This is a genomic window from Streptomyces sp. NPDC013457 (assembly GCF_043089925.1).
In the GTDB taxonomy this organism is placed as follows: Bacteria; Actinomycetota; Actinomycetes; order Streptomycetales; family Streptomycetaceae; genus Streptomyces.
Genome location: NZ_JBICBL010000003.1, coordinates 150536 through 168736, shown reverse-complemented (window position 1 = coordinate 168736; position 18201 = coordinate 150536). Strand labels below are relative to the sequence as shown.

Annotated in this window: 13 protein-coding genes; 8 read left to right on the top strand and 5 right to left on the bottom strand. The window is 72.3% G+C overall.

Annotated features, from left to right (window positions below; translation table 11 throughout):
• Positions 1-167: 167 nt before the first annotated feature.
• Both ACF1G2_RS09595 and ACF1G2_RS09590 read left to right on the top strand, forming a co-directional pair.
• Positions 168-1163 (top strand): NAD-dependent epimerase/dehydratase family protein, encoded by a 996-nt coding sequence (locus ACF1G2_RS09595; protein ID WP_391797741.1) that lies wholly within the window; start codon positions 168-170, stop codon positions 1161-1163.
• 53 nt (positions 1164-1216) lie between these two features.
• Positions 1217-2665 carry a DUF1996 domain-containing protein gene (locus ACF1G2_RS09590; RefSeq protein ID WP_391797740.1) on the top strand — a complete coding sequence of 483 codons (1449 nt, stop codon included), beginning with the start codon at positions 1217-1219 and terminating at the stop codon, positions 2663-2665.
• A 12-nt stretch (positions 2666-2677) separates the two neighbouring features.
• On the opposite strand, the gene ACF1G2_RS09585 is transcribed toward ACF1G2_RS09590, so the two are convergent.
• On the bottom strand, positions 2678-3166 hold the full coding sequence (locus tag ACF1G2_RS09585) for a hypothetical protein (RefSeq protein ID WP_391797739.1): 489 nt from the start codon (positions 3164-3166) through the stop codon (positions 2678-2680).
• Between the two features lie 111 nt (positions 3167-3277).
• On the opposite strand from ACF1G2_RS09585, the gene ACF1G2_RS09580 reads away from it, so the two are divergent.
• From ACF1G2_RS09580 to ACF1G2_RS09565, 4 genes are all read left to right on the top strand, one after another.
• Entirely contained in the window at positions 3278-4078 is an 801-nt protein-coding gene (locus ACF1G2_RS09580) for a tyrosine-protein phosphatase (RefSeq protein ID WP_391797738.1), read from the top strand.
• Positions 4079-4160: 82 nt separating this feature from the next.
• Positions 4161-6101, top strand: a complete 1941-nt coding sequence (locus tag ACF1G2_RS09575) for a hypothetical protein (protein ID WP_391798127.1) — start codon at positions 4161-4163, stop codon at positions 6099-6101.
• Between the two features lie 110 nt (positions 6102-6211).
• Positions 6212-7096: a metal-dependent hydrolase gene (locus ACF1G2_RS09570; protein WP_391797737.1), complete on the top strand. Its 885-nt coding sequence runs from the start codon at positions 6212-6214 to the stop codon at positions 7094-7096.
• Between the two features lie 2 nt (positions 7097-7098).
• Positions 7099-8151, top strand: a complete 1053-nt coding sequence (locus ACF1G2_RS09565) for a PDR/VanB family oxidoreductase (RefSeq protein ID WP_391797736.1) — start codon at positions 7099-7101, stop codon at positions 8149-8151.
• Between the two features lie 34 nt (positions 8152-8185).
• Here ACF1G2_RS09565 and ACF1G2_RS09560 read toward each other — a convergent pair whose 3' ends face one another.
• Entirely contained in the window at positions 8186-8452 is a 267-nt protein-coding gene (locus ACF1G2_RS09560; protein ID WP_391797735.1) for a hypothetical protein, read from the bottom strand.
• A 38-nt stretch (positions 8453-8490) separates the two neighbouring features.
• Between ACF1G2_RS09560 and ACF1G2_RS09555 the strand changes: the two genes are divergently transcribed.
• Both ACF1G2_RS09555 and ACF1G2_RS09550 read left to right on the top strand, forming a co-directional pair.
• The gene (locus tag ACF1G2_RS09555; protein WP_391797734.1) at positions 8491-9213 is read left to right on the top strand and encodes a TetR/AcrR family transcriptional regulator; all 723 of its coding nucleotides are present in this window, start codon (positions 8491-8493) and stop codon (positions 9211-9213) included.
• Between the two features lie 54 nt (positions 9214-9267).
• On the top strand, positions 9268-9786 hold the full coding sequence (locus tag ACF1G2_RS09550) for a GNAT family N-acetyltransferase (RefSeq protein WP_391797733.1): 519 nt from the start codon (positions 9268-9270) through the stop codon (positions 9784-9786).
• On the opposite strand, the gene pulA is transcribed toward ACF1G2_RS09550, so the two are convergent.
• The 3 genes from pulA to ACF1G2_RS09535 all read right to left on the bottom strand — a co-directional run bounded on the left by pulA (position 9773) and on the right by ACF1G2_RS09535 (position 18058).
• The gene (gene pulA / locus ACF1G2_RS09545) at positions 9773-15094 is read right to left on the bottom strand and encodes a pullulanase-type alpha-1,6-glucosidase (protein ID WP_391798126.1); all 5322 of its coding nucleotides are present in this window, start codon (positions 15092-15094) and stop codon (positions 9773-9775) included. The genes ACF1G2_RS09550 and pulA overlap by 14 nt on opposite strands.
• Before the next feature lie 118 nt (positions 15095-15212).
• Positions 15213-16916, bottom strand: coding sequence for a carbohydrate-binding module family 20 domain-containing protein (locus tag ACF1G2_RS09540; protein ID WP_391797732.1), 1704 nt, complete (start codon positions 16914-16916; stop codon positions 15213-15215).
• 122 nt (positions 16917-17038) lie between these two features.
• Positions 17039-18058, bottom strand: a complete 1020-nt coding sequence (locus tag ACF1G2_RS09535; RefSeq protein WP_391798125.1) for a LacI family DNA-binding transcriptional regulator — start codon at positions 18056-18058, stop codon at positions 17039-17041.
• Positions 18059-18201 lie beyond the last annotated feature (143 nt).

Genomic DNA, 18201 nt, shown 5'->3' with positions numbered 1-18201 from the left:
CACACCGCCGCGAAGAGGGCGGCTCGCAGTGCGCGTATCGGCGAGCGGGCATCCGTCATGATCCGGCCATGGTGACATCCACCGGCCCGGAGCGGGAGACCGACTCCCGTTTTCACCCGTGGAGGAATCGTTGGGCGCTGCCCGGTCCCCCGGTGCACAGTCGTGGCATGAGACTTCTGATCTTGGGCGGTACCGAGTTCGTGGGGCGCGCGGTGGCCGAGGCGGCGCTGGCTCGGGGTTGGGAGGTGACGGTCTTCCACCGCGGTCGCCACGAGCCCCCGGCCGGGGCCGTCTCGCTGATCGGCGACCGTACGGCCCCGGGCGGGTCGGCCGCCCTCGTCTCCGACGGGAATGCCGGCTGGGACGCGGTCGTGGACACCTGGTCGGCGGCGCCCTCGGTGGTCGGCGACGCGGCCCGGCTGCTCGCGGACCGCGTGGACCGCTTCGTCTACGTGTCGAGCCGTTCGGTCTACGCCTGGCCGCAGCCGGCGGGGCTGACCGAGGACGGCCCGCTGGTCGAGGGCTCGCCGGACGCCGGCGACGTCCCGTACGCCGAGGCCAAGCGGGGCGGCGAACTGGCGGCCGTCGAGGCGTTCGGCCCGGACCGCACCCTCTTCGTCCGCGCGGGGCTGATCATCGGCCCGTACGAGAACATCGGCCGGCTGCCGTGGTGGCTGGGGCGGATCGCCCGGGGCGGCCCGGTCCTCGCCCCCGGCCCGCGCGCGCTGCCGCTCCAGTACATCGACGTCCGCGACTTCGCCGAGTGGACGGCCGACGCCGCCGCGGCCGGGCTCTCGGGCGCGTACAACCTGGTCTCGCCGCCCGGACACACCACGACCGAGGAGCTGCTCGACGCCTGTGTGCGGGTGACCGGCTCGGACGCCGAACTGCGCTGGACGGAACCGGAGAAGCTCCTCGCCGCCGGCGTCGAGCCGTGGTCCGACCTGCCGATCTGGATCCCGCCGGGCGAGCTGTACGAGGCGATGCACCACGCCGATGTCTCCAAGGCGCTGACGACCGGGCTGCGCTGCCGCCCGGTGGCCGAGACGGTCGCGGACACCTGGGAGTGGCTCCGGTCGATCGGCGGGGTGGCCCCGCAGCGCACGGACCGGCCGTCGGTGGGACTCGCCCCGGAGCGGGAGGCGGCGCTTCTCTCGGACTGATGTCCGTATCCGTTGCGTTGAACGCAGGGGCCCTGCCGTCCGTATGAAGTCCCATGCGACGCACAAGAAAACGTTCGACACGCGCGAAACGAGCGGTGGCCGCCTCCGTCGCCCTGATTCTGGGCGGGGGCGGCCTGATCGCCGCCAATGTCTACGCTTCGGCCGGCCAGGGCTGGGGCAACCAACAGCAGCAGCCGCCGGACCGGCAGAACGCGGTCTCGACGATCGACTGTCCCGACGTCGGCGACGAGCTGACCCAGGTCCCGGAGTCCTCGCGGTCCGCGGTGGACCGCGAACTCGCCACGCTGGACAGTCAGATCACCGTCGCGTACCAGCGCCTCGCCGACAACAAGGAGCGGGTCGAGAGCGACCCGGCCTTCGCCGAGCAGCAGATCCTGACCCCGCTCAGGAACGAGCGGCTCAACATCCTGCAGCGGATCGGCCAGATGACCGGTCAGCAGGTCGAGAGTCTCGCGCCGTGCACCCTGCGCGCGGACGACGAGCAGCCGGCCGGCGGGGACGGCGGAGGCGGGGACGACGGCGGCGGGGACACGGGCGGCGAGGGGGAGCCGGAGGAGGGCGGCGAGGAGGAGCAGGACCAGGGCCAGGCGGGGAACGGGCCCGAGGCCTCGGACTTCGTCGACATCACCACGGTCCAGCCGAACGTGAACCTCCCCCGGCAGCGCCGGGGCGCCTCGCGCGGTTCGTTCGTCACCAACTGCGGCACGAACAAGAACGGCAAGTTCAACCCGGACAACGTCATCGTCGCGCCGGGTGTGAGCAACGGCGCCCACCACATGCACGACTACGTCGGCAACCAGGCCAACGACGCCTTCGCCAGTGACGACGACCTGGCACGGGGCCGGACCACCTGCCGCAACCAGGGCGACCGTTCGACGTACTACTGGCCCGTGCTGCGCCTGCAGAACGGACAGGCGGAGGCCGACGCAGAGGCGGACGGCGGCGGCAAGGACCAGAACGTCGGCGAGATCCAGACACCCGCCCAGGTCACCCTGAACTTCGTCGGCAGCCCGGTCTCCAAGGTCACCGCGATGCCCCGCTTCCTGCGGATCATCACGGGCGACGCCAAGGCCTTCACCAACGGCGACGCGAACGCCAACGCGTCCTGGTCCTGCACCGGCTTCGAGAACCGCCAGCTGAAGGACAAGTACCCGATCTGCCCCGAGGGCAGCAAGGTCGTGCGGACCTTCCGCTTCCAGAGCTGCTGGGACGGACAGAACACCGACAGCGCCAACCACCGCACCCATGTGGCCTTCGCAGACCCGGCCAGCGGGCGCTGCGGCAACGGCTTCCGAGCCATCCCGCAGCTCGTCCAGCGGATCGTCTACGACGTGCCCCCCGGCCCCGGTTTCGCCGTCGACTCCTTCCCGGAGCAGCTCCACAAGCCGATCACCGACCACGGCGACTTCATCAACGTCTTCGACCAGCGGCTGATGCGGAGGGTGGTGAGCTGCATCAACGACGGGCGCCGCTGTGCCTAGTGGCCTCTGTTCCTAGTGGCCTCCGGACCCGTGTCCCGACCCGTGTTCCGACCCGTGACCGGAACCGTGTCCCGACCCGGGTCCCGACCCGTCTCCGGAGGACTGCGACGCGTGCGGCGCGTGCGGCTCGGTGGTCTCGACCTGACCACCGAGCCGTTCGCGTACCTGCTTCACCGTGCCGGCGTCGGAGGACACGGTCCACTTGCGGCCGACGAGATACGAACCGCCGTAGTCCTTCGCCTCGTTGAGCCACTCGCGCTGCCCGCGATCGGTCGCGAAGGTGGTCAGGACATACGTCCCGTCGTCCGTCGCGCACTTCGCCTGACGGAGCTCGGCCGCGTCCGTCTGGAGGTCCGGGGCGCAGCCGGCGCGCTCCGCGATCTGCTCCAGGGTGCCGCTCGCCTCCTCGGGCGCCTCCGCCTGCGACTGGCACCCCGTCACGGCGACCGTCGCCGCCAGAAGAGCCAGGGCCACCGTCGTCGTCGTTCGTCGCGTGCGCATCAGCATCCGCCCATCCTGCCCGCCCGGTCGCGTCGAGGTGGCCGGAATCCCATCGGTTACGGTTTGGTGGGATACGTCCCGGAGACGTACCGATACGGAGGAGTCGACGCCATGCCCGCCATCCCCGCCGCCACCGTCGCCAACCTCCGCGACCTGGGCGCGCTCCCCCTCGGTGAGGGCCGCAGCGTCCGCTCGGGACGGCTCTTCCGGTCCGCGCAGCTCGACCGGCTCGATCCGGCGGACCCGGCGGTGGCCGCGCTCGGCATCCGTACCGTCGTCGACTTCCGTACGGCGCAGGAGCGGGCGGACCGGCCCGACCGGGTCCCGTCGGACGTGAGGCTGCTCGCCGCCGACGTGCTCGCCGACCACCTGGCCGCCAGCGGCCTGCCGCCCGCCGCCCGGCTGAAGACGCTGCTCACCAATCCGATACTGGCCGAGCAGACGCTCGGCGGAGGCCGGGCCCGGGAGGCGTTCGCCCGGACGTACCGTGCCTTCGTGTCGAGCGACTCCGCGCGCGTCGCGTACCGGATGTTCCTCACCGCGCTGGGCGATCCGCGCGTCGGCCCGCTGCTCTTCCACTGCACGGCGGGCAAGGACCGCACGGGCTGGGCGGCGGCGGTCGTGCTGACCCTGCTCGGCGCGGACGAGAAGACGGTCCTGGCCGAGTACCTGTCGGTCAACCCGGCGGTACGGCAGGCCTTCGCGCCGATGATCGAGGGGTTCACGGCGCAGGGCGGCGACCCGGAGCTGGCGCTGTCGCTGATCGGGGTCGTACCGGAGTACCTGCAGGCGGCGCTGGACGAGGTGGCGGTCCGGCACGGCTCGATGGAGCGGTACGTACGGGACGGGCTCGGCGTCCCCGACGAGGTGACGGACGTGATCCGCGAGCGCCTGACGGTCCACGCCGCCTGAGCCGCGACACGCTGCCCGGGGCCTGTTCCGGCCGCCCCTGGGCGCCCGTCCGCCGGGGTGACCATCGGATGATTCGCTCGTTCTGCTGAATGTGAGCACCCAGGAACTCGCCTCCTTCCCCTTCGGCCCGGTCGACGTCGAACAGGCCGAGGCCGCGCTCGTCGAGCACTACCCGCGGCTGGTCCGGATCGCGTACCTCGTGCTGCCGCCCTCGCTGGGCCGCAACCGCAGGGTGCTGACGGCGCACGCGCTCGTCCAGCGCTCGCTGCCGGGGCGGAGGACCTCCGGGGCCGGGATCCCCGGGCCGCTCCGCTCCGAGGACGCGGTCGACCCCGGGTACGCGTACGTCCGGGTCGAGGTGCTCCGGCAGGCGTTCGTGGCGGGGCTGCCGCTGCGGCGCCGGGCGCTGCCCCGGCGGGCGCAGTTCCCGCCGCTGCTGCCGCACGTGTGGGGGCTGCGGCTGTTCCCGCGCGCGGGCGGCGCCGACGAGCTTGCCCTGGACCAGCGGCTCTCCGCCCTGACCGGACCGGCGCGGGCGGTGTACGTGCTGCGGTGGCTGGAGCGCCAGGGCGATCCGGAGGTGCGGCGGGTGCTCGCGGCGGCCGGGGTGGCCGGGCCGGACGCGGAGGCGGCGCTCGTGGCGGCCGGCGAGGTGGAGGCGGCGCTGGGCATCGGGGCGGCGGGACTGCTCGACTCGCCCGAGTTCGATCCGTGCTCCCTCCAGGCCCGGCCGACGGATCTGATGCGCCGCCGTCAGCACGGCAGGGCGGCGCTCGCCGCGGCGGCGGCCGTCCTGGTGTGCGGGACGCTGCTCGGACTGCCCGGGGAGGGCTGGGGGCCCGGCGGCGCCTCCGCGCCGTCGTACGCCCGCAATCCGGCCGCGGAGGCCGCGCTCGACCCGGGAAAGCTGCGCCGCGTCCCGGCGGGGTTCTGGCAGCACTCGGCGCGGACGGACTTCTCGGTCTGGCCGGCCCGGGGCGCCCTGGTGGACGACCGGGCGCTGCTGCGGCGGGCGCTCGCGGTCTGGGCTCGGCCCGGTGCCTCGGTGCGGTCCTCGGCGACGCCGGGGACGCCGGTGGGGCCGCCGATGGGCTCGCCGCACCTGCTGTACGCGGGCGAGGTGGACGGCTCGCGGGTGGTGCTGTTCCACGACGGGCTGCGGGCGGTGCGGTACGCCGAGCCGTCTGCGGGGACGGCCGGTGCGGCGCTGGACTTCGCCCGGACGGACGGGGCGGACGAGGCCGGCTCCGCGGCTCTCGTGCTCTCCCGTACGACGGCCGACGTCCGCTATGTGACGGCCCCTTGGGTCCGGGAGGCGGCCGTGCGGGACCTGTTGGCGCCGGCGAAGGAGCCCTGGCGGCTCGGGAGGGACGTGCACGGCGTCACGGAGCCGCTGCTCAGCCCCGCCCAGGCACAGGGGTGCGCGGCCTGGAACACGCTGCAGGTGCGGGACACGACGGGGGTGCGGCTCCTTGCCGATCTCGGCGAACTGGCGCCCGCCCGGCTGACCTCGGGACCGCCCGGGGCGCCCGTGGACGTGACCGGGAAGGCGGCGCGGTCGCTCTGGGAGCGGGCGGCCTGCCGGCTCACGGCGGTCCGCTCGCTCGGGGTGCGGTCGGTGAACGCCTGGCCGTTCGCCGAGCAGCGGCTGCCGGAGGACGGGGGCCGGGCGGCCTGGGTGTGCGCCCGGGCGGAGACCTGGCGGGGCACGGGCGGCCGGGTCCTCGCCCAGTTCCAGGTCCCCGCGCCGGGGGTGGCCGCCGCGGTGGTGGCGCAGGCCGAGGAGTCCCCGGCCTGCGGGGTGCGGGAGCCGCGGGTGCTCGCCGGGGTGCTCTGGCAGGCGAAGAGCGGCCGCTGGTACGTCCTGGCGGCGGGGAGCGGGGACTTCGTGGCACTGCGGACCACGGGCGGGGTGAGGGGCGGGGCGGACGGCCCGCTGCTCGCCGTCCGGGCTGCACCCGGCAGCCGGGCGGACCTGACGGGGACGCTGGCCGACGGAACACGCGTGAGGGCCCTTCGCTGAACGGGCGCCCTGCCACGACGGGCACCTGCCCGCAACGGGCGTGGCGGGGCAGGAAAAATCGGCGTGCACGACCCTGGTGTCCGTTGCTTACCCCTCAGTACATTGACGACATGTCTAATACGCAGCCTGCACCGGTGGCGTCGGAGCACATCGAACTCAAGGCCCGCAAGGTCTCCTTCGACTGGGAGGAGACCCCGCTCCACTGGGTTCCCGGCGATCCGTTCACCACCCACACCATCAACGTGCTGCACCTGCTGCTCCCGGCCGGCGAGCGCTGGTTCGTGCACGTGTACAAGCAGGTGCTCCCGTTCATCACCGACGACCGGCTGCGTGACGACGTCATCGGCTTCATCGGCCAGGAGGCCGTCCACTCCCAGGCTCACGACGACGTGCTCCCGCACCTCAAGAAGCTCGGCCTGGACCCCACGCCGTACACCGCGCAGGTGGACTGGTTCTTCGAGAAGCTGCTCGGGGACCGGACCCTGCCGCCCGGCCGGGCACGCCGCTGGTGGCTGATGGAGCGGGTCGCGCTCATCGCCGCGATCGAGCACTACACGGCGTTCCTCGGGAACTGGGTGCTCAACGCGGAGGAACTGGACCGGCGGGGAGCGGATCCCACGATGCTGGACCTGCTGCGCTGGCACGGCGCCGAGGAGGTCGAGCACCGCTCCGTGGCCTTCGAACTGTTCATGCACCTCGACGGCGGCTACCGGCGCCGCGCCCGGACCTGGGCCACCGCCTTCACGGCGATGGTCTTCCTCTGGCAGCGCGGCACCCGCTTCTTCATGGAGAACGACCCCACCCTCCTCGACGGCAGGGCGTCGGTCGGCCAGCTCGTCCGCAAGGGCCGGGAGGGCGTGCTGCCGTCCACGCCCGATCTGCTCCGGGCCGTCCCGCGCTACCTCAGCCGCGGCTACCACCCCTCCCAGGAGGGGAACACAGCCCAGGCCGTCGCGTATCTGGCCAACTCCCCCGGCGCCAACGGAGGCCGCTGACCATGCCCCGTCCGCTCACCGTCGCCCTGTTCGCCGGGGCCGCGGTCCTCGCCAGGCGGGCCATGCGCCGCCGGATCAACGCCGCCCCGCTCTGGCCCCTGCCCGCCCTCGACGAGCCGGTCTCCGGCCGCGGCCGGCTCGCGACCGTGACCCGGAAGGTCCTGGTCACCGAGCGCACCGAGCCCGCCGAAGGCGTCGTACGGCTCCGGCTCGAAGGCACGGGCCTGCCCGCCTGGCAGCCGGGCGCCCATGTCGACCTGGTGCTGCCGTCCGGGCTCGTACGGCAGTACTCGCTCTGCGGGGACCTGGCCGACACCGACGCGTACACGGTCGCCACCCGTCTCGTGGAGGACGGCCGGGGCGGCTCGCGCGAGGTGCACGAGCAGCTCCACGAGGGCACCGAGATCGAGATCCGCGGCCCCCGGAACCGCTTCCCGCTGGTCGACGCGCCCGCGTACCTCTTCGTGGCGGGAGGCATCGGCATCACCCCCGTCCTGCCGATGCTGCGCGCGGCGGAGGCGGCGGGCGCCGACTGGCGGCTGCTGTACTGCGGGCGCAGCCGCGCCACCCTCCCGTACCTCGACGAGATCGAGAAGCTCGGCGGCTCCCGGGTGACGGTGGTCGCCGAGGAGGAGTCCGGGCGCCCCGCACTCGGCTTCCTCGCCGAGGTGCCCGAGGAGACGGCGGTGTACTGCTGTGGTCCGGACGGCCTGATGGACGCGGTGGCCGCGGCGATGCCGGCGGGCCGGACACCGTATCTGGAGCGCTTCTCCCCCGCCGCCACGGGCGGCGGCGGCCCCTTCGAGCTGGAACTGCGCCGCTCCGGACGTACGGTGACGGTGGCGCCGGACCAGTCGGTCCTCGGCGCCGTCCGGGGCGCGGTGCCCGGGGTCGCGTACTCCTGCGAGCAGGGCTTCTGCGGCACCTGCCAACAGCGGGTCCTGGAGGGCGAGATCGATCACCGCGACGAGCTGCTCACGGACGCGGAGCGCGCCGACTCGATGCTGATCTGCGTCTCGCGCTGCGCCGGAGAACGGCTGGTTCTCGACCTCTAGAGGGCCGAGACAGGCCCCCGGGCCCTCGGGCGGGTCAGGGCAGGATCAGCCAGTCGAAGGCGAGGGCGGCCGCCAGGCCGCCCACCAGGAGCCAGGTGCCCAGCCGCGTACGGCCGTTGCGGGAGAGCTCGATCACGACACCGCAGAGGATCATGGCCAGGCCGTACACGCCCACGACCAGCACCGACGTACGGCTGGCCAGCCGGATCGCCAGGACCGCCGCCATGGCGACCAGCAGCACGGACGCGGCGGCTATCCGCAGTTGGCGGGCCTGCTTCGGGCTCAAACCGTTGGTGCTCATGTCGAGGGAGCGTAACGGACGCCCGTTAGGCTGTTCGCATGACGACCGGGGTACGCCGCAGGATGGGCGTCGAGGAGCGCAAGCAGCAGCTGATCGGGGTGGCCCTCGAGCTGTTCAGCCACCGCTCTCCCGACGAGGTGTCCATCGACGAGATCGCCGCGGCCGCGGGGATCTCGCGGCCGCTGGTCTACCACTACTTCCCCGGCAAGCAGAGCCTGTACGAGGCCGCTCTGCGGCGGGCGGCGGACGAGCTGGCGGCCCGGTTCCTGGAGCCGCCGCAGGGCCCGCTGGGAGCGCGTCTGCTGCGTGTGATGGGCCGGTTCTTCGACTTCGTCGACGATCACGGGCCGGGGTTCGCGGCGCTGATGCGGGGCGGGCCCGCGGTGGGCTCGTCGACCACGAACGCGATGATCGACGAGGTGCGGCAGGCCGCGTACGAGCAGATCCTGGCCCACCTGGACGTCGAGCGACCCTCCGCCCGGCTCGAACTGGTCGTCCGCTCCTGGGTGTCGCTGGCCGAGTCGACGGCGCTGCTCTGGCTGGACGGGCGGCGGGTGCCGCGCGCGGAGCTGGAGCTGCAGCTGGTGCACGACTTCGCGGCGCTCGCGGCGGTGAGCGCGGCCTACGACGCGGAGATGGCGGACATCCTGGTCCGCATGCTCGCCGACGAACCGGCCGACGGCCCGTTCGGCGAGCTGGCCCACCGGCTCATGGCGCTGGTGCCGCGGGTGCCGGCCCAGGGTGGTCCGGGCGCGCGGTAGCGGGGTCCGAGGGCGCCGATCCGGCGAGGTGCCGGACCGTTTACGGTGATCGTCATGGACGCACAGGTGACCTTCCGGCAGGCCGGCGACCGTGATCTGGACCGTCTGGTGGGGCTGTTCGACACGGCCGCGGGCTGGATGGTCCGCAACGGGATCGACCAGTGGAAGCCGGGCGACAAGAACGCGGAGCACTTCCGGACACGGATGGCCGCCGGAGAGGTGTGGCTCATGGCTCGTGACGGCCGGGCCGTGGGGGCGTACGAGCTGTGGTGGGAGGACGAGCCGGCGTGGGGTCCGCAACCGCCGGTCGCGGGCTACGTCCACCGGCTGATGACCGACCGGGCGGCCGCCCCCGCCGGAGCCGGCCGCGTGCTCCTCGCGCATGCGGAGGAGCGGATCGCGGCCTGCGGGAGGGCGGTGGCCCGGCTGGACTGTGTGACGGGCAACCCGCGGCTCCGTACGTACTACGAAGCCGCGGGCTACACGGTCGTCGGCGAGGAGCCCGGGAAGGTCGCCGCCGACGGCACGTTCTACGGGGTCACGCTCCTGGAGAAGGCGCTCACCCGGCCCTGAACACCGCGACCGTGCGGGCCGGGACGGTGAAGGTGCCCGAACCGGTCTCGTACGACGCGGACTTGACGACGGCGTCCGAGCCCCCGGCCTGGACCGGGTGGAGGGCGTAACCCTTGCCGGCCAGCGCGGCGACCCGCTGGGTCTGCCGCTCCGGCGTGGCGTTGAAGACCACGACGAGCCCGCCCAGACGCATGGTGATCACGCCCGGGGTCTCACCGGTGCCGGAGAGCGGGAAGGACAGGGCGTCCTGGACCTGCCCGGCGGTGGCGAGGGAGAAGGCGGACTCGGTCGTACGGATCTTCTGCAGGTCCCGGTAGGCGGCCGAGGCGCCGTCGATCTCCTGGCAGCCGACGGTGAGGGCCGGGGCGGTCAGCAGGGGCTTTCCGAACCCCCACTTGGCCTTGTTGTCGGCCGCCGGAGGCAGGCCGCGGCCGAAGCCGTTGCCGTCGCGGCAGTCCCAGTGGATCGCGTTGAACCAGTCGCCGCTGTCGTACGAGTTGCGGTCCAGCGACTTGGAGCGCAGCAGGTCCGAGCCCGCCTGGGAGAGCGCGGGCCCCTGCGAGAGCGTCGCCGTCGCCATGGCGAGGACCTGCATCCTGGACCGGTCGGCGGCCGGCGTGCCCGCGGGGAGCTTGAAGGCGAGCGCGTCGTACAGGGTCTCGTTGTCGTGGGCGTCGGCGTAGGCCAGCGCGTCGCCGGGGGCGGCCGCGTAGCCGGCCGGGGAACCGTTGTAGTCGACCTGGCTGCCCCTGACCGTACGGCCGGAGGTGTCGGTGAAGGAGTAGTCCGCGAGGTTGCCGGACAGGCCCACCTTGATCAGGTCCTGGTAGTGCAGGAGCCGGGCCTTCTGCTGCTCGGGGCTGCCGTTGGCGGTGGAGGAGTTGGGGTCGGTGAAGAGGCCGGAGGCGAAGCCCTGGACGCCCGGGTCCTCGTCGAAGGGGCCGCCGCCGCGGACGGCGTCACGGGCCCGGTCGGAGAAGGTCGCGACGCCGGTGCCGGCCATGTTCTTCTGGGTGGCCTGGACGAAGCGGGAGTCGTCGGCGATCTCGCCGAAGTTCCAGCCCTCGCCGTAGAGCACGATCGCCTTGCCGTCGACGCCGTCCCTGGCCACGGTCAGCGCGTCCAGGGCCTTGCGGACGGCGAGGATGTTCTCCTTCGGGTGGTGGCCCATGAGGTCGAAGCGGAAGCCGTCCACCTTGTACTGCTTGGCCCAGGTGACGATCGAGTCGACCACGAGCTTGCCCATCATGGCGTTCTCGGGCGCGGTGTTGGCGCAGCAGGTGGAGGTGGCGACGGAGCCGTCGGCCTGCAGCCGCTGGTAGTAGCCGGGCACGACCTTGTCGAGGACGGACTTGTCGGCCTGGCCGCTCGCCACGGTGTGGTTGTAGACGACGTCCATGACGGTGCGCAGTCCGGCGCCGTTGAGGGACTGGACCATCTGCCGGAACTCGACCGTACGGCGGGTGCCCTCGGGGTCGGTGGCGTAGGAGCCCTCGGGGACGGTGTAGTGCAGCGGGTCGTAGCCCCAGTTGTAGGCGTCCTTGGCCGCCGCGGCGGCGACGCAGGCCTGCTGCTCCTCGGAGTCGGGGGCGTAGACCTTGAGGTCGCAGGCGGTTTCGGTCTGCTCGGACTTCTTCTCGGGAATGGTGCCGATGTCGAAGGCCGGGAGCAGGTGGACATAGGACGTGCCGGAGGCGGCGAGCGCCCTCAGATGCCGCGAGCCCTTGCTGCCGGTGTCGGTGAAGGCGAGGTAGGTGCCCTTGTGGGCGGGGACGGCCGTCGTGTCCGCGACGGAGAAGTCGCGGATGTGGAGCTCCTGGATCTGGGCGTCCCGCAGCGGTACGGCCGCAGGCTTGGCCAGGCTCTTCCAGCCCCTGGGGGCCAGCTTCGGGTCGGCGAGGTCGACGACCAGGCTGCGGGCCGAGTCGGTGGTCAGGGCGGTGGAGTAGGGGTCGGTGACCTTGTTGGTGACGATCTGCCGGACGCTCGGCGCCCAGACCTTCACCACATAGCGGTACGGCTTGCCCGTCCATGCGCGCGTGCCGGTGACCGACCAGACGCCGGAGGCGTCGTCGCGGCGCATGGGCACGGCCTTGCCGTCGAGTTCCAGGGCGACGGACTGCGCGGTGGGCGCCCAGAGGGACAGGGTGGGGCGGCCGCCCCGGAAGACCGGACCGAGGTCGGCCCCGGTCGCCTTCGCCGCGTAGAGGTCGTCGAGGACGCCGGCGAGCTGGACGCCCGTGGCGGTCAGGACGGCGCCGTTCGCCGCGTACTGGGCGGCGACGAGCTGCCCCTTGAGCGCCTCGCGGACGCGGTCGCGGTCGCGCGGGTCGACCGTGAAGGCCCCGTACGCCTTCAGGTGCGGGAAGGCGGCCTTCTGGGCGCCGGTCAGCTCGGTGCGGTTCAGGCGCAGCGCCCGGCGGTCGTCGCCGGTGAGCGTCCCGTTCTCGACCGTGATCGAGCCGGCGCGGGAGGAGAGGAGCACGCTGGAGGCGGCGGCGTCGCTGCCGTTCCAGGCGAGGGTGGTCTCGTCGATCCAGATCGCCTGGGACTTGGTGAGGTCCAGCGCGGCGCCGCTGCCCTTGGGCTGCGGCAGCAGGTACTTCTCCTGGCCGCCGAGCATCCACACCTCGTGGCCGTTGGCCTTCAGGTCGAGGGACTGGTCGGTGGGCAGGTCCTTCTCGTCGCCCTTGTGGAGGATGTACGAGAGGGAGGTGGCGCCGGCCGCGAGCGGGACCTCGTAGACCGCGCCGTAGGCGTCGGTGCGCACCGGCTCCAGCGGCTTGCTCCAGTCGGTGGGGTTGGCGGCGCCCGTCCAGGTGTGCAGGCCCCAGCCGGCGTAGTCGCCGTCGGCGCGCTTGTAGTGCAGGACGGCCTTCGTCGTGTCCTGGGGCGGGTAGGCGCCCTCGGGCGCGGCGTTGAGAACCTCGGGCTTGCCCTGCTCGATCCAGACCTCGCCGGTCTTGGAGAGGTCGACGGTGCGGTCGGCGTCGGTGTCCTTGACGCCGTCCTTGTTCACGGCGATGAAGCCGACCGAGGAGGCGCCGGGCTTGAGCTTGACGTAGGCGAAGGCGCCGTACGCGTCACGGCCCGTGAAGGGCTTGCCCGCGGGCCACGTGGTGCCCTCGCCGTCGGCGATGTCGCCCCAGGTGTACAGGCCCCAGTCGGTGTAGTCCCCGTCGGCGCGCTTGTAGTGGACGATCGCGTAGTCGCGCTGGGTGGCGGTCGGAGGCTGCTCGACGGCCGGGGCTCCGCTGGTGGTCGCGGCGGTCGCGCTCGCGGTGCGGCCGGCGCTGTCGACGACGACCGCCTTGTACCGCAGGGCCGTTCCGGCGGGCGCGGTGATCTTCTGGGTGACCTTGTGGGGGGCGTGGTCGGAGGAGCCGAGGACCTGCCACTTCCCGTTGCCGGTCTGGGCGGCGAAGACGACACGGTTGAGCTGCCCGCCGGTGACCTCGGCGGAGAGCTCGACGGTGCCGGTGGCTCCGGCCTCGGGGGCCTTGAGGGCGATCTTCGGCGTGGCGGCGGGCGCGCCGAGCGGCTTGGCGGCCTTGAGCACGAGGGAGCCGAGCGCCGGGACGGTCACCTTGATCTTCGTGTCGCCGGCGCTGGTGACGCGGGCGTCACCGCCGTGGATCGCGGTGAAGTCCATGCCCGCGGAGCCGGTCGGGATCTCGACGGTCTTCGCCTCGGTGGAGCTGTTGGCGGCCACGACGTACTCGGTCCGGGAACGGGCGTCGGTACGGGAGAAGCCGTACACGGAGCCTTCGGCGTACCGCTGCTCCTGGATGCCGTCGCGGAGCGCCGGGTGCTTCTTCGTGAGCGCGGAGAGCGCGGCGATCTGGCGGTACAGGGGGTGCGAGGCGTCGTAGGCGTCGCTCGCGTGGGTGCGGTCGGTGCCGAGCTGGTCGTCGTCCAGGTAGTCGGCGGTCTTCGACGCGAAGAGGGTCTGGCGGGAGTCCTTGTCGCCGCCGGCGCCGGTGTAGCCCTGCTCGTCGCCGTAGTAGACGACGGGGTTGCCCCGGGTGAGGAACATCAGCTCGTTGGCGAGCCGGTAGCGCTGGAGGAGTTCGGCGTCGCCGGCCTTCGGGTTGTCCTGCTTGAGGAAGGTGCCGAAGCGTCCCATGTCGTGGTTGCCGAGGAAGGGCACCGACTCGTAGGCGTTGGCCTTGTCGGTGGTGTAGCGGTAGTCCTGTCCGAAGAGGTTCGCCAGCTTGTCCGCCGTACCGCCCTGGGAGGCGAAGGCTCGGGCGGCGTCCTGGAAGGGGAAGTCGAGGGTGGCGTCGAGGCGGCCCTCGGTCACGTACGGGGCGGTGATCGCCGGGTCGGCGGAGTAGACCTCGCCGAACATGAAGAAGTCGTCGCGTCCGCGCCGCGCCGCGTACTCGTCGAGGGCGGTTGCCCACTGGGTCCAGAACGCGGTGTCGACGTGCTTGACGGTGTCGATGCGGAAGCCGTCGATGTCGAAGTCGCGGACCCAGCGCTGGTAGATCTTCTCCATGCCCTGGACGACCTCGGGACGCTCGGTCCACAGGTCGTCCAGGCCGACGAAGTCACCGTACTGGGAGGACTCGCCGGCGAAGGTGGAGTCGCCCCGGTTGTGGTACATCGTCGGGTCGTTGAGCCAGGACGGGACCTTGAGGTCCTTCTTCTCGGCGGGGACGACGGGGGTGCGGGGGAAGGAGTCCGTGTCGACGCGCGGGAACGTTCCGTCGGCCGCGGCAGCGCGGTCGTCGAAGGGGGCACCGTCCTTCGTCAGGTAGGGGAAGGCGCCCTTGGAGAGGTAGCCGTAGCTCTTCTCCTTGTAGTCGACGACGTCGGCGGTGTGGTTGGTGATGACGTCGAAGAAGACCTTCATGCCCTTGGCGTGGGCCTGGTCGATCAGCCTCTCCAGGTCGGCGTTGGTGCCGAAGTGCGGGTCGACCTGGGTGAAGTCGGTGATCCAGTAGCCGTGATAGCCGGCGCTGGCGTCCTTCCCGGTGCCCTGGACGGGCTGGTTCTTGAAGATCGGCGCCATCCAGATGGCGGTGGTGCCGAGGCCCTTGATGTAGTCGAGCTTCTTGGTGAGCCCCTTGAGGTCACCGCCCTGGTAGAAGCCCTTGTCGGCGGGGTCGAACCCGGTGTCGAGACGCGTACCGGTGAGCCCGCCACGGTCGTTGGCGGTGTCCCCGTTGGCGAACCGGTCGGGCAGCACGAAGTAGAACTGCTCGCGCGTGAGGTCGTGCCGCGCGGGCTGCGCGGCGAGCGCCCGGTCGGACGGCGGAGGCGGTGGCGGCGGCGCGGCCGCGGCCGGGAGGGCGGGCACCATCGCCGCGCACAGGGCGGCGGCCACGGCGGCCGCCGTTCTCTTGCGTATCACGGGGGTTCTCCCTGGAGGTACGGGAAGGGGGGCCGCCCCGGCGGGGCGGCCCTGAGGAGAGGAGCGATCAGTTGCGGAAGGTGTCGTTCAGGACGATCCGGCCGGAGGCGGGGACCGTAGCGGTGCGGTTGGCGCCCGACTCCCAGGTCACGTTGCCCGCCGCGTCCTTGCGGACGTACTTGTACTCGAAGGCCGTGCCGGCCGGCAGGGAGACGTCGAGCTTCCAGACCGGGTACGAGGCCGGGTCCAGCTTCAGGGCCGCGGCCGGGGACCAGTTGCCCAGCTCCGCGCGGTTGCCGGTCACGTAGATGTTCTGGCCGGAGACCGTGGTGGCGTTGACGTTGAAGGAAGCGCCGGTGGCGGCCGGCGGCGGGGTCGTCATGCCGCCGCCGCAGTTCTTCGCGTTCACGTGCAGCGCCAGCGCCGTGTTCGATGCCAGCGTGGCCGTGAACCGGCCCGCCGCATCGACCGTCACGGGCGTGTCGGACTGCACGTCGCAGTACGCGCCGGCCGGCAGCCCCGTCTGGAAGGTGCGGGTCAGCGGCGAGCCCTCGTGGTTGAGCGCGACGTAGGCCTTGTCGCCCCGGCCGAACGCTATCGCGTTGTTGCCGTTGTCCCACCAGTTGCCGACCGAGGTCCCCCGCGCGGCGTTGCGGAAGCCCACCATGGAGGCGATCTCGCGCCACGCGTGCTGACACTTCCAGCCGCCGCTGTAACAGGCGTTCACCTGGCCGCCGTTCGGGGCGCCCGCGTCCTTGTCGGACCACTCGTAGCCGGAGTGGACGTCCGGGGAGCCGTACGGCCAGGCCAGCATGAAGACGCTCGCCAGGGTGTAGGTCGCGCCGTTCTTGTAGTTGAGGGTGTCGCCGCCGCGCTCGGTGTCGTGGTTGTCGACGAAGACACCGGACGCGCCGGAGGGCATGTAGCCCCAGGACTCGCCGAAGTTGTTCAGGTACGCGAGCTTCTCCGAGCCGAAGATCCGCTTGAGGTCCCGTGCGTAACGGAACTCCTGCACGTCCCCGTTGCCCAGGTACTCGCTCGGGGAGACGGCCTCACCGGCCCCGTATATCGCCTCCTGCTTCCAGTAGACGCCCGGGTTGGTCAGCCGCGACTTGATGTTCGCGAGGTCCGCGGCCGGCATGTGCTTGGCCGCGTCGACCCGGAAGCCGTCCACGCCGAGGGAGAGCAGGTCGTTCATGTAGCCGGCGATGCGACCGCGGACGTAGTCCTCACCGGTGTCGAGGTCGGGCAGTTGGACCAGTTCACAGTTCTGGACGTTGCCCCGGTCCTGGTAGTTCGAGATCGTGGCCCGGCAGTCGTCCATGTCCGCGCCCGAGTACAGCCCCGGGTAGTCGTACTTGGAGAACGAGGTCCCGCCCGTTCCCGTGCCCGAGGCGTTCGCCATGTGGTTGATCACGGTGTCGGCGACGACCTTCACGCCCGCCGCGTGACAGGTGTCGACCATGGCCTTGAAGGCGGTGCGGTCGCCGAGCGGTCCGGCGATCCTGTAGCTGACGGGCTGGTAGGCGGTCCACCAGGTCGAGCCCTGGATCCGCTCCTGGGGCGGCGAGACCTGCACGTAGCCGTAACCCGCCGGACCGAGCTGGTCCGTACAGGCCTTGGCCACCGAGGCGAACTTCCACTCGAACATCACCGCGGTGACGTCCTTGGGGCCGGGTGCCGCCGCCTCGGCCGGGGCGGGCGGCGCCGTGACGGCCACAGCGGCTCCCGCCACGAGGGCGAGTGCAGCGGCCACGGTCTTTCTGGCCATGATTCCTCCTGACGACGTCCCTGTCGCAAGAAGTTGCCGAAAATGACAGCAACTGTTTTCAGCCGTGACCGTACGAGTGCCCCGAGCCCCGGTCAACCCTTGGGACCCCTCAATGCAGGGAGTTACGCAAGGAGTTGCAGCGACGCGCCGGCCGGCGGCTGCGCGGTGGAGCCCCGGACCACCAGCTCCGGCTGGAAGACGAACTCCGTGCGCTGCACGGGGTTCCCCTCCACCTCCTCCAGGAGCGCCCCCACCGCCGCCGTCGCCATCGCCTGCACGGGCTGGCGCACGGTGGTCAGCGGCGGGTCGGTGAACGCGATCAGCGGCGAGTCGTCGAAGCCGACGACCGACACGTCACCGGGCACGTCGAGGCCCCGGGCGCGCACCGCCCGGATCGCGCCGAGCGCCATCAGGTCGGAGCCGCAGACGATGCCGGTGCAGCCCTGGTCCAGCAGGATGTCGGCCGCCGCGTGCCCGCCCTCGACGCCGAACAGCGTGGGACGGACGAACCGTTCGGCCTCCGCACGCTCCATCCCCAGGAGCTGGTGCAGCTCGGCCGCGAAGCCCTCCGCCTTGCGGCGCGAGGGCACGTACCGGGTGGGACCGATCGCCAGACCGATCCGCTCGTGGCCCAGCTCGACCAGATGCCGCACGGCCATCCGCGCGGCCGCCCGGTCGTCGGGCGAGACGAAGTTGGCGTCGATCCGCTCGTTGAAGCCGTTGATGAGGACGAACGGGACGCCCCGTGCGGCGAGTCGGACGTACCGCTCCGGGTCGGCGGAGGCGTCCGCGTGCAGCCCGGAGAGGAAGATGATGCCGGTGACCCCGCGCTCCTCCAGCTGCTCGACCAGCTCGTCCTCGGTGGCGCCGCCCGGCATCTGGGTGCAGAGCACCGGGGTGTAGCCGTGCCCGGCCAGGACCTGCTCGATGACCTGCGCGAACGCGGGGAAGATCGGGTTCGTCAGCTCCGGCACGAGCAGGCCGACCAGGCCCGCGCTGCGTCGTTTCAGCCGTACGGGACGCTCGTAGCCGAGCACGTCGAGCGCGGCCAGGACGCGGTGCCGGGTCCCGCCGGCCACGCCCGCCTTGCCGTTGAGGACCCGGCTGACCGTGGCCTCGCTGACCCCGGACTGGGCCGCGATGTCCGCGAGCCGCGGGGGGGCGGGGGCGGCGCCCCGCCCCGGCCGGCCGCGGGCGGCTTACCAAAAAACGGGGCAACCTGAACAAAAGTTCCGCACCAGGGCCGGCGGGGCGGCGGGCGCCGGCCCGATGGGGGGGCGGGGCG

Bases quoted from the DNA above. Each gene is read 5' to 3' on its own strand.
- ACF1G2_RS09595 (WP_391797741.1), top strand. From the start codon at position 168: ATGAGACTTCTGATCTTGGGCGGTACCGAGTTCGTGGGGCGCGCGGTG.
- ACF1G2_RS09590 (WP_391797740.1), top strand. From the start codon at position 1,217: ATGCGACGCACAAGAAAACGTTCGACACGCGCGAAACGAGCGGTGGCC.
- ACF1G2_RS09585 (WP_391797739.1), bottom strand. From the start codon at position 3,166: ATGCGCACGCGACGAACGACGACGACGGTGGCCCTGGCTCTTCTGGCG.
- ACF1G2_RS09580 (WP_391797738.1), top strand. From the start codon at position 3,278: ATGCCCGCCATCCCCGCCGCCACCGTCGCCAACCTCCGCGACCTGGGC.
- ACF1G2_RS09570 (WP_391797737.1), top strand. From the start codon at position 6,212: ATGTCTAATACGCAGCCTGCACCGGTGGCGTCGGAGCACATCGAACTC.
- ACF1G2_RS09565 (WP_391797736.1), top strand. From the start codon at position 7,099: ATGCCCCGTCCGCTCACCGTCGCCCTGTTCGCCGGGGCCGCGGTCCTC.
- ACF1G2_RS09560 (WP_391797735.1), bottom strand. From the start codon at position 8,452: ATGAGCACCAACGGTTTGAGCCCGAAGCAGGCCCGCCAACTGCGGATA.
- ACF1G2_RS09555 (WP_391797734.1), top strand. From the start codon at position 8,491: ATGACGACCGGGGTACGCCGCAGGATGGGCGTCGAGGAGCGCAAGCAG.
- ACF1G2_RS09550 (WP_391797733.1), top strand. From the start codon at position 9,268: ATGGACGCACAGGTGACCTTCCGGCAGGCCGGCGACCGTGATCTGGAC.
- pulA (WP_391798126.1), bottom strand. From the start codon at position 15,094: ATGGTGCCCGCCCTCCCGGCCGCGGCCGCGCCGCCGCCACCGCCTCCG.
- ACF1G2_RS09540 (WP_391797732.1), bottom strand. From the start codon at position 16,916: ATGGCCAGAAAGACCGTGGCCGCTGCACTCGCCCTCGTGGCGGGAGCC.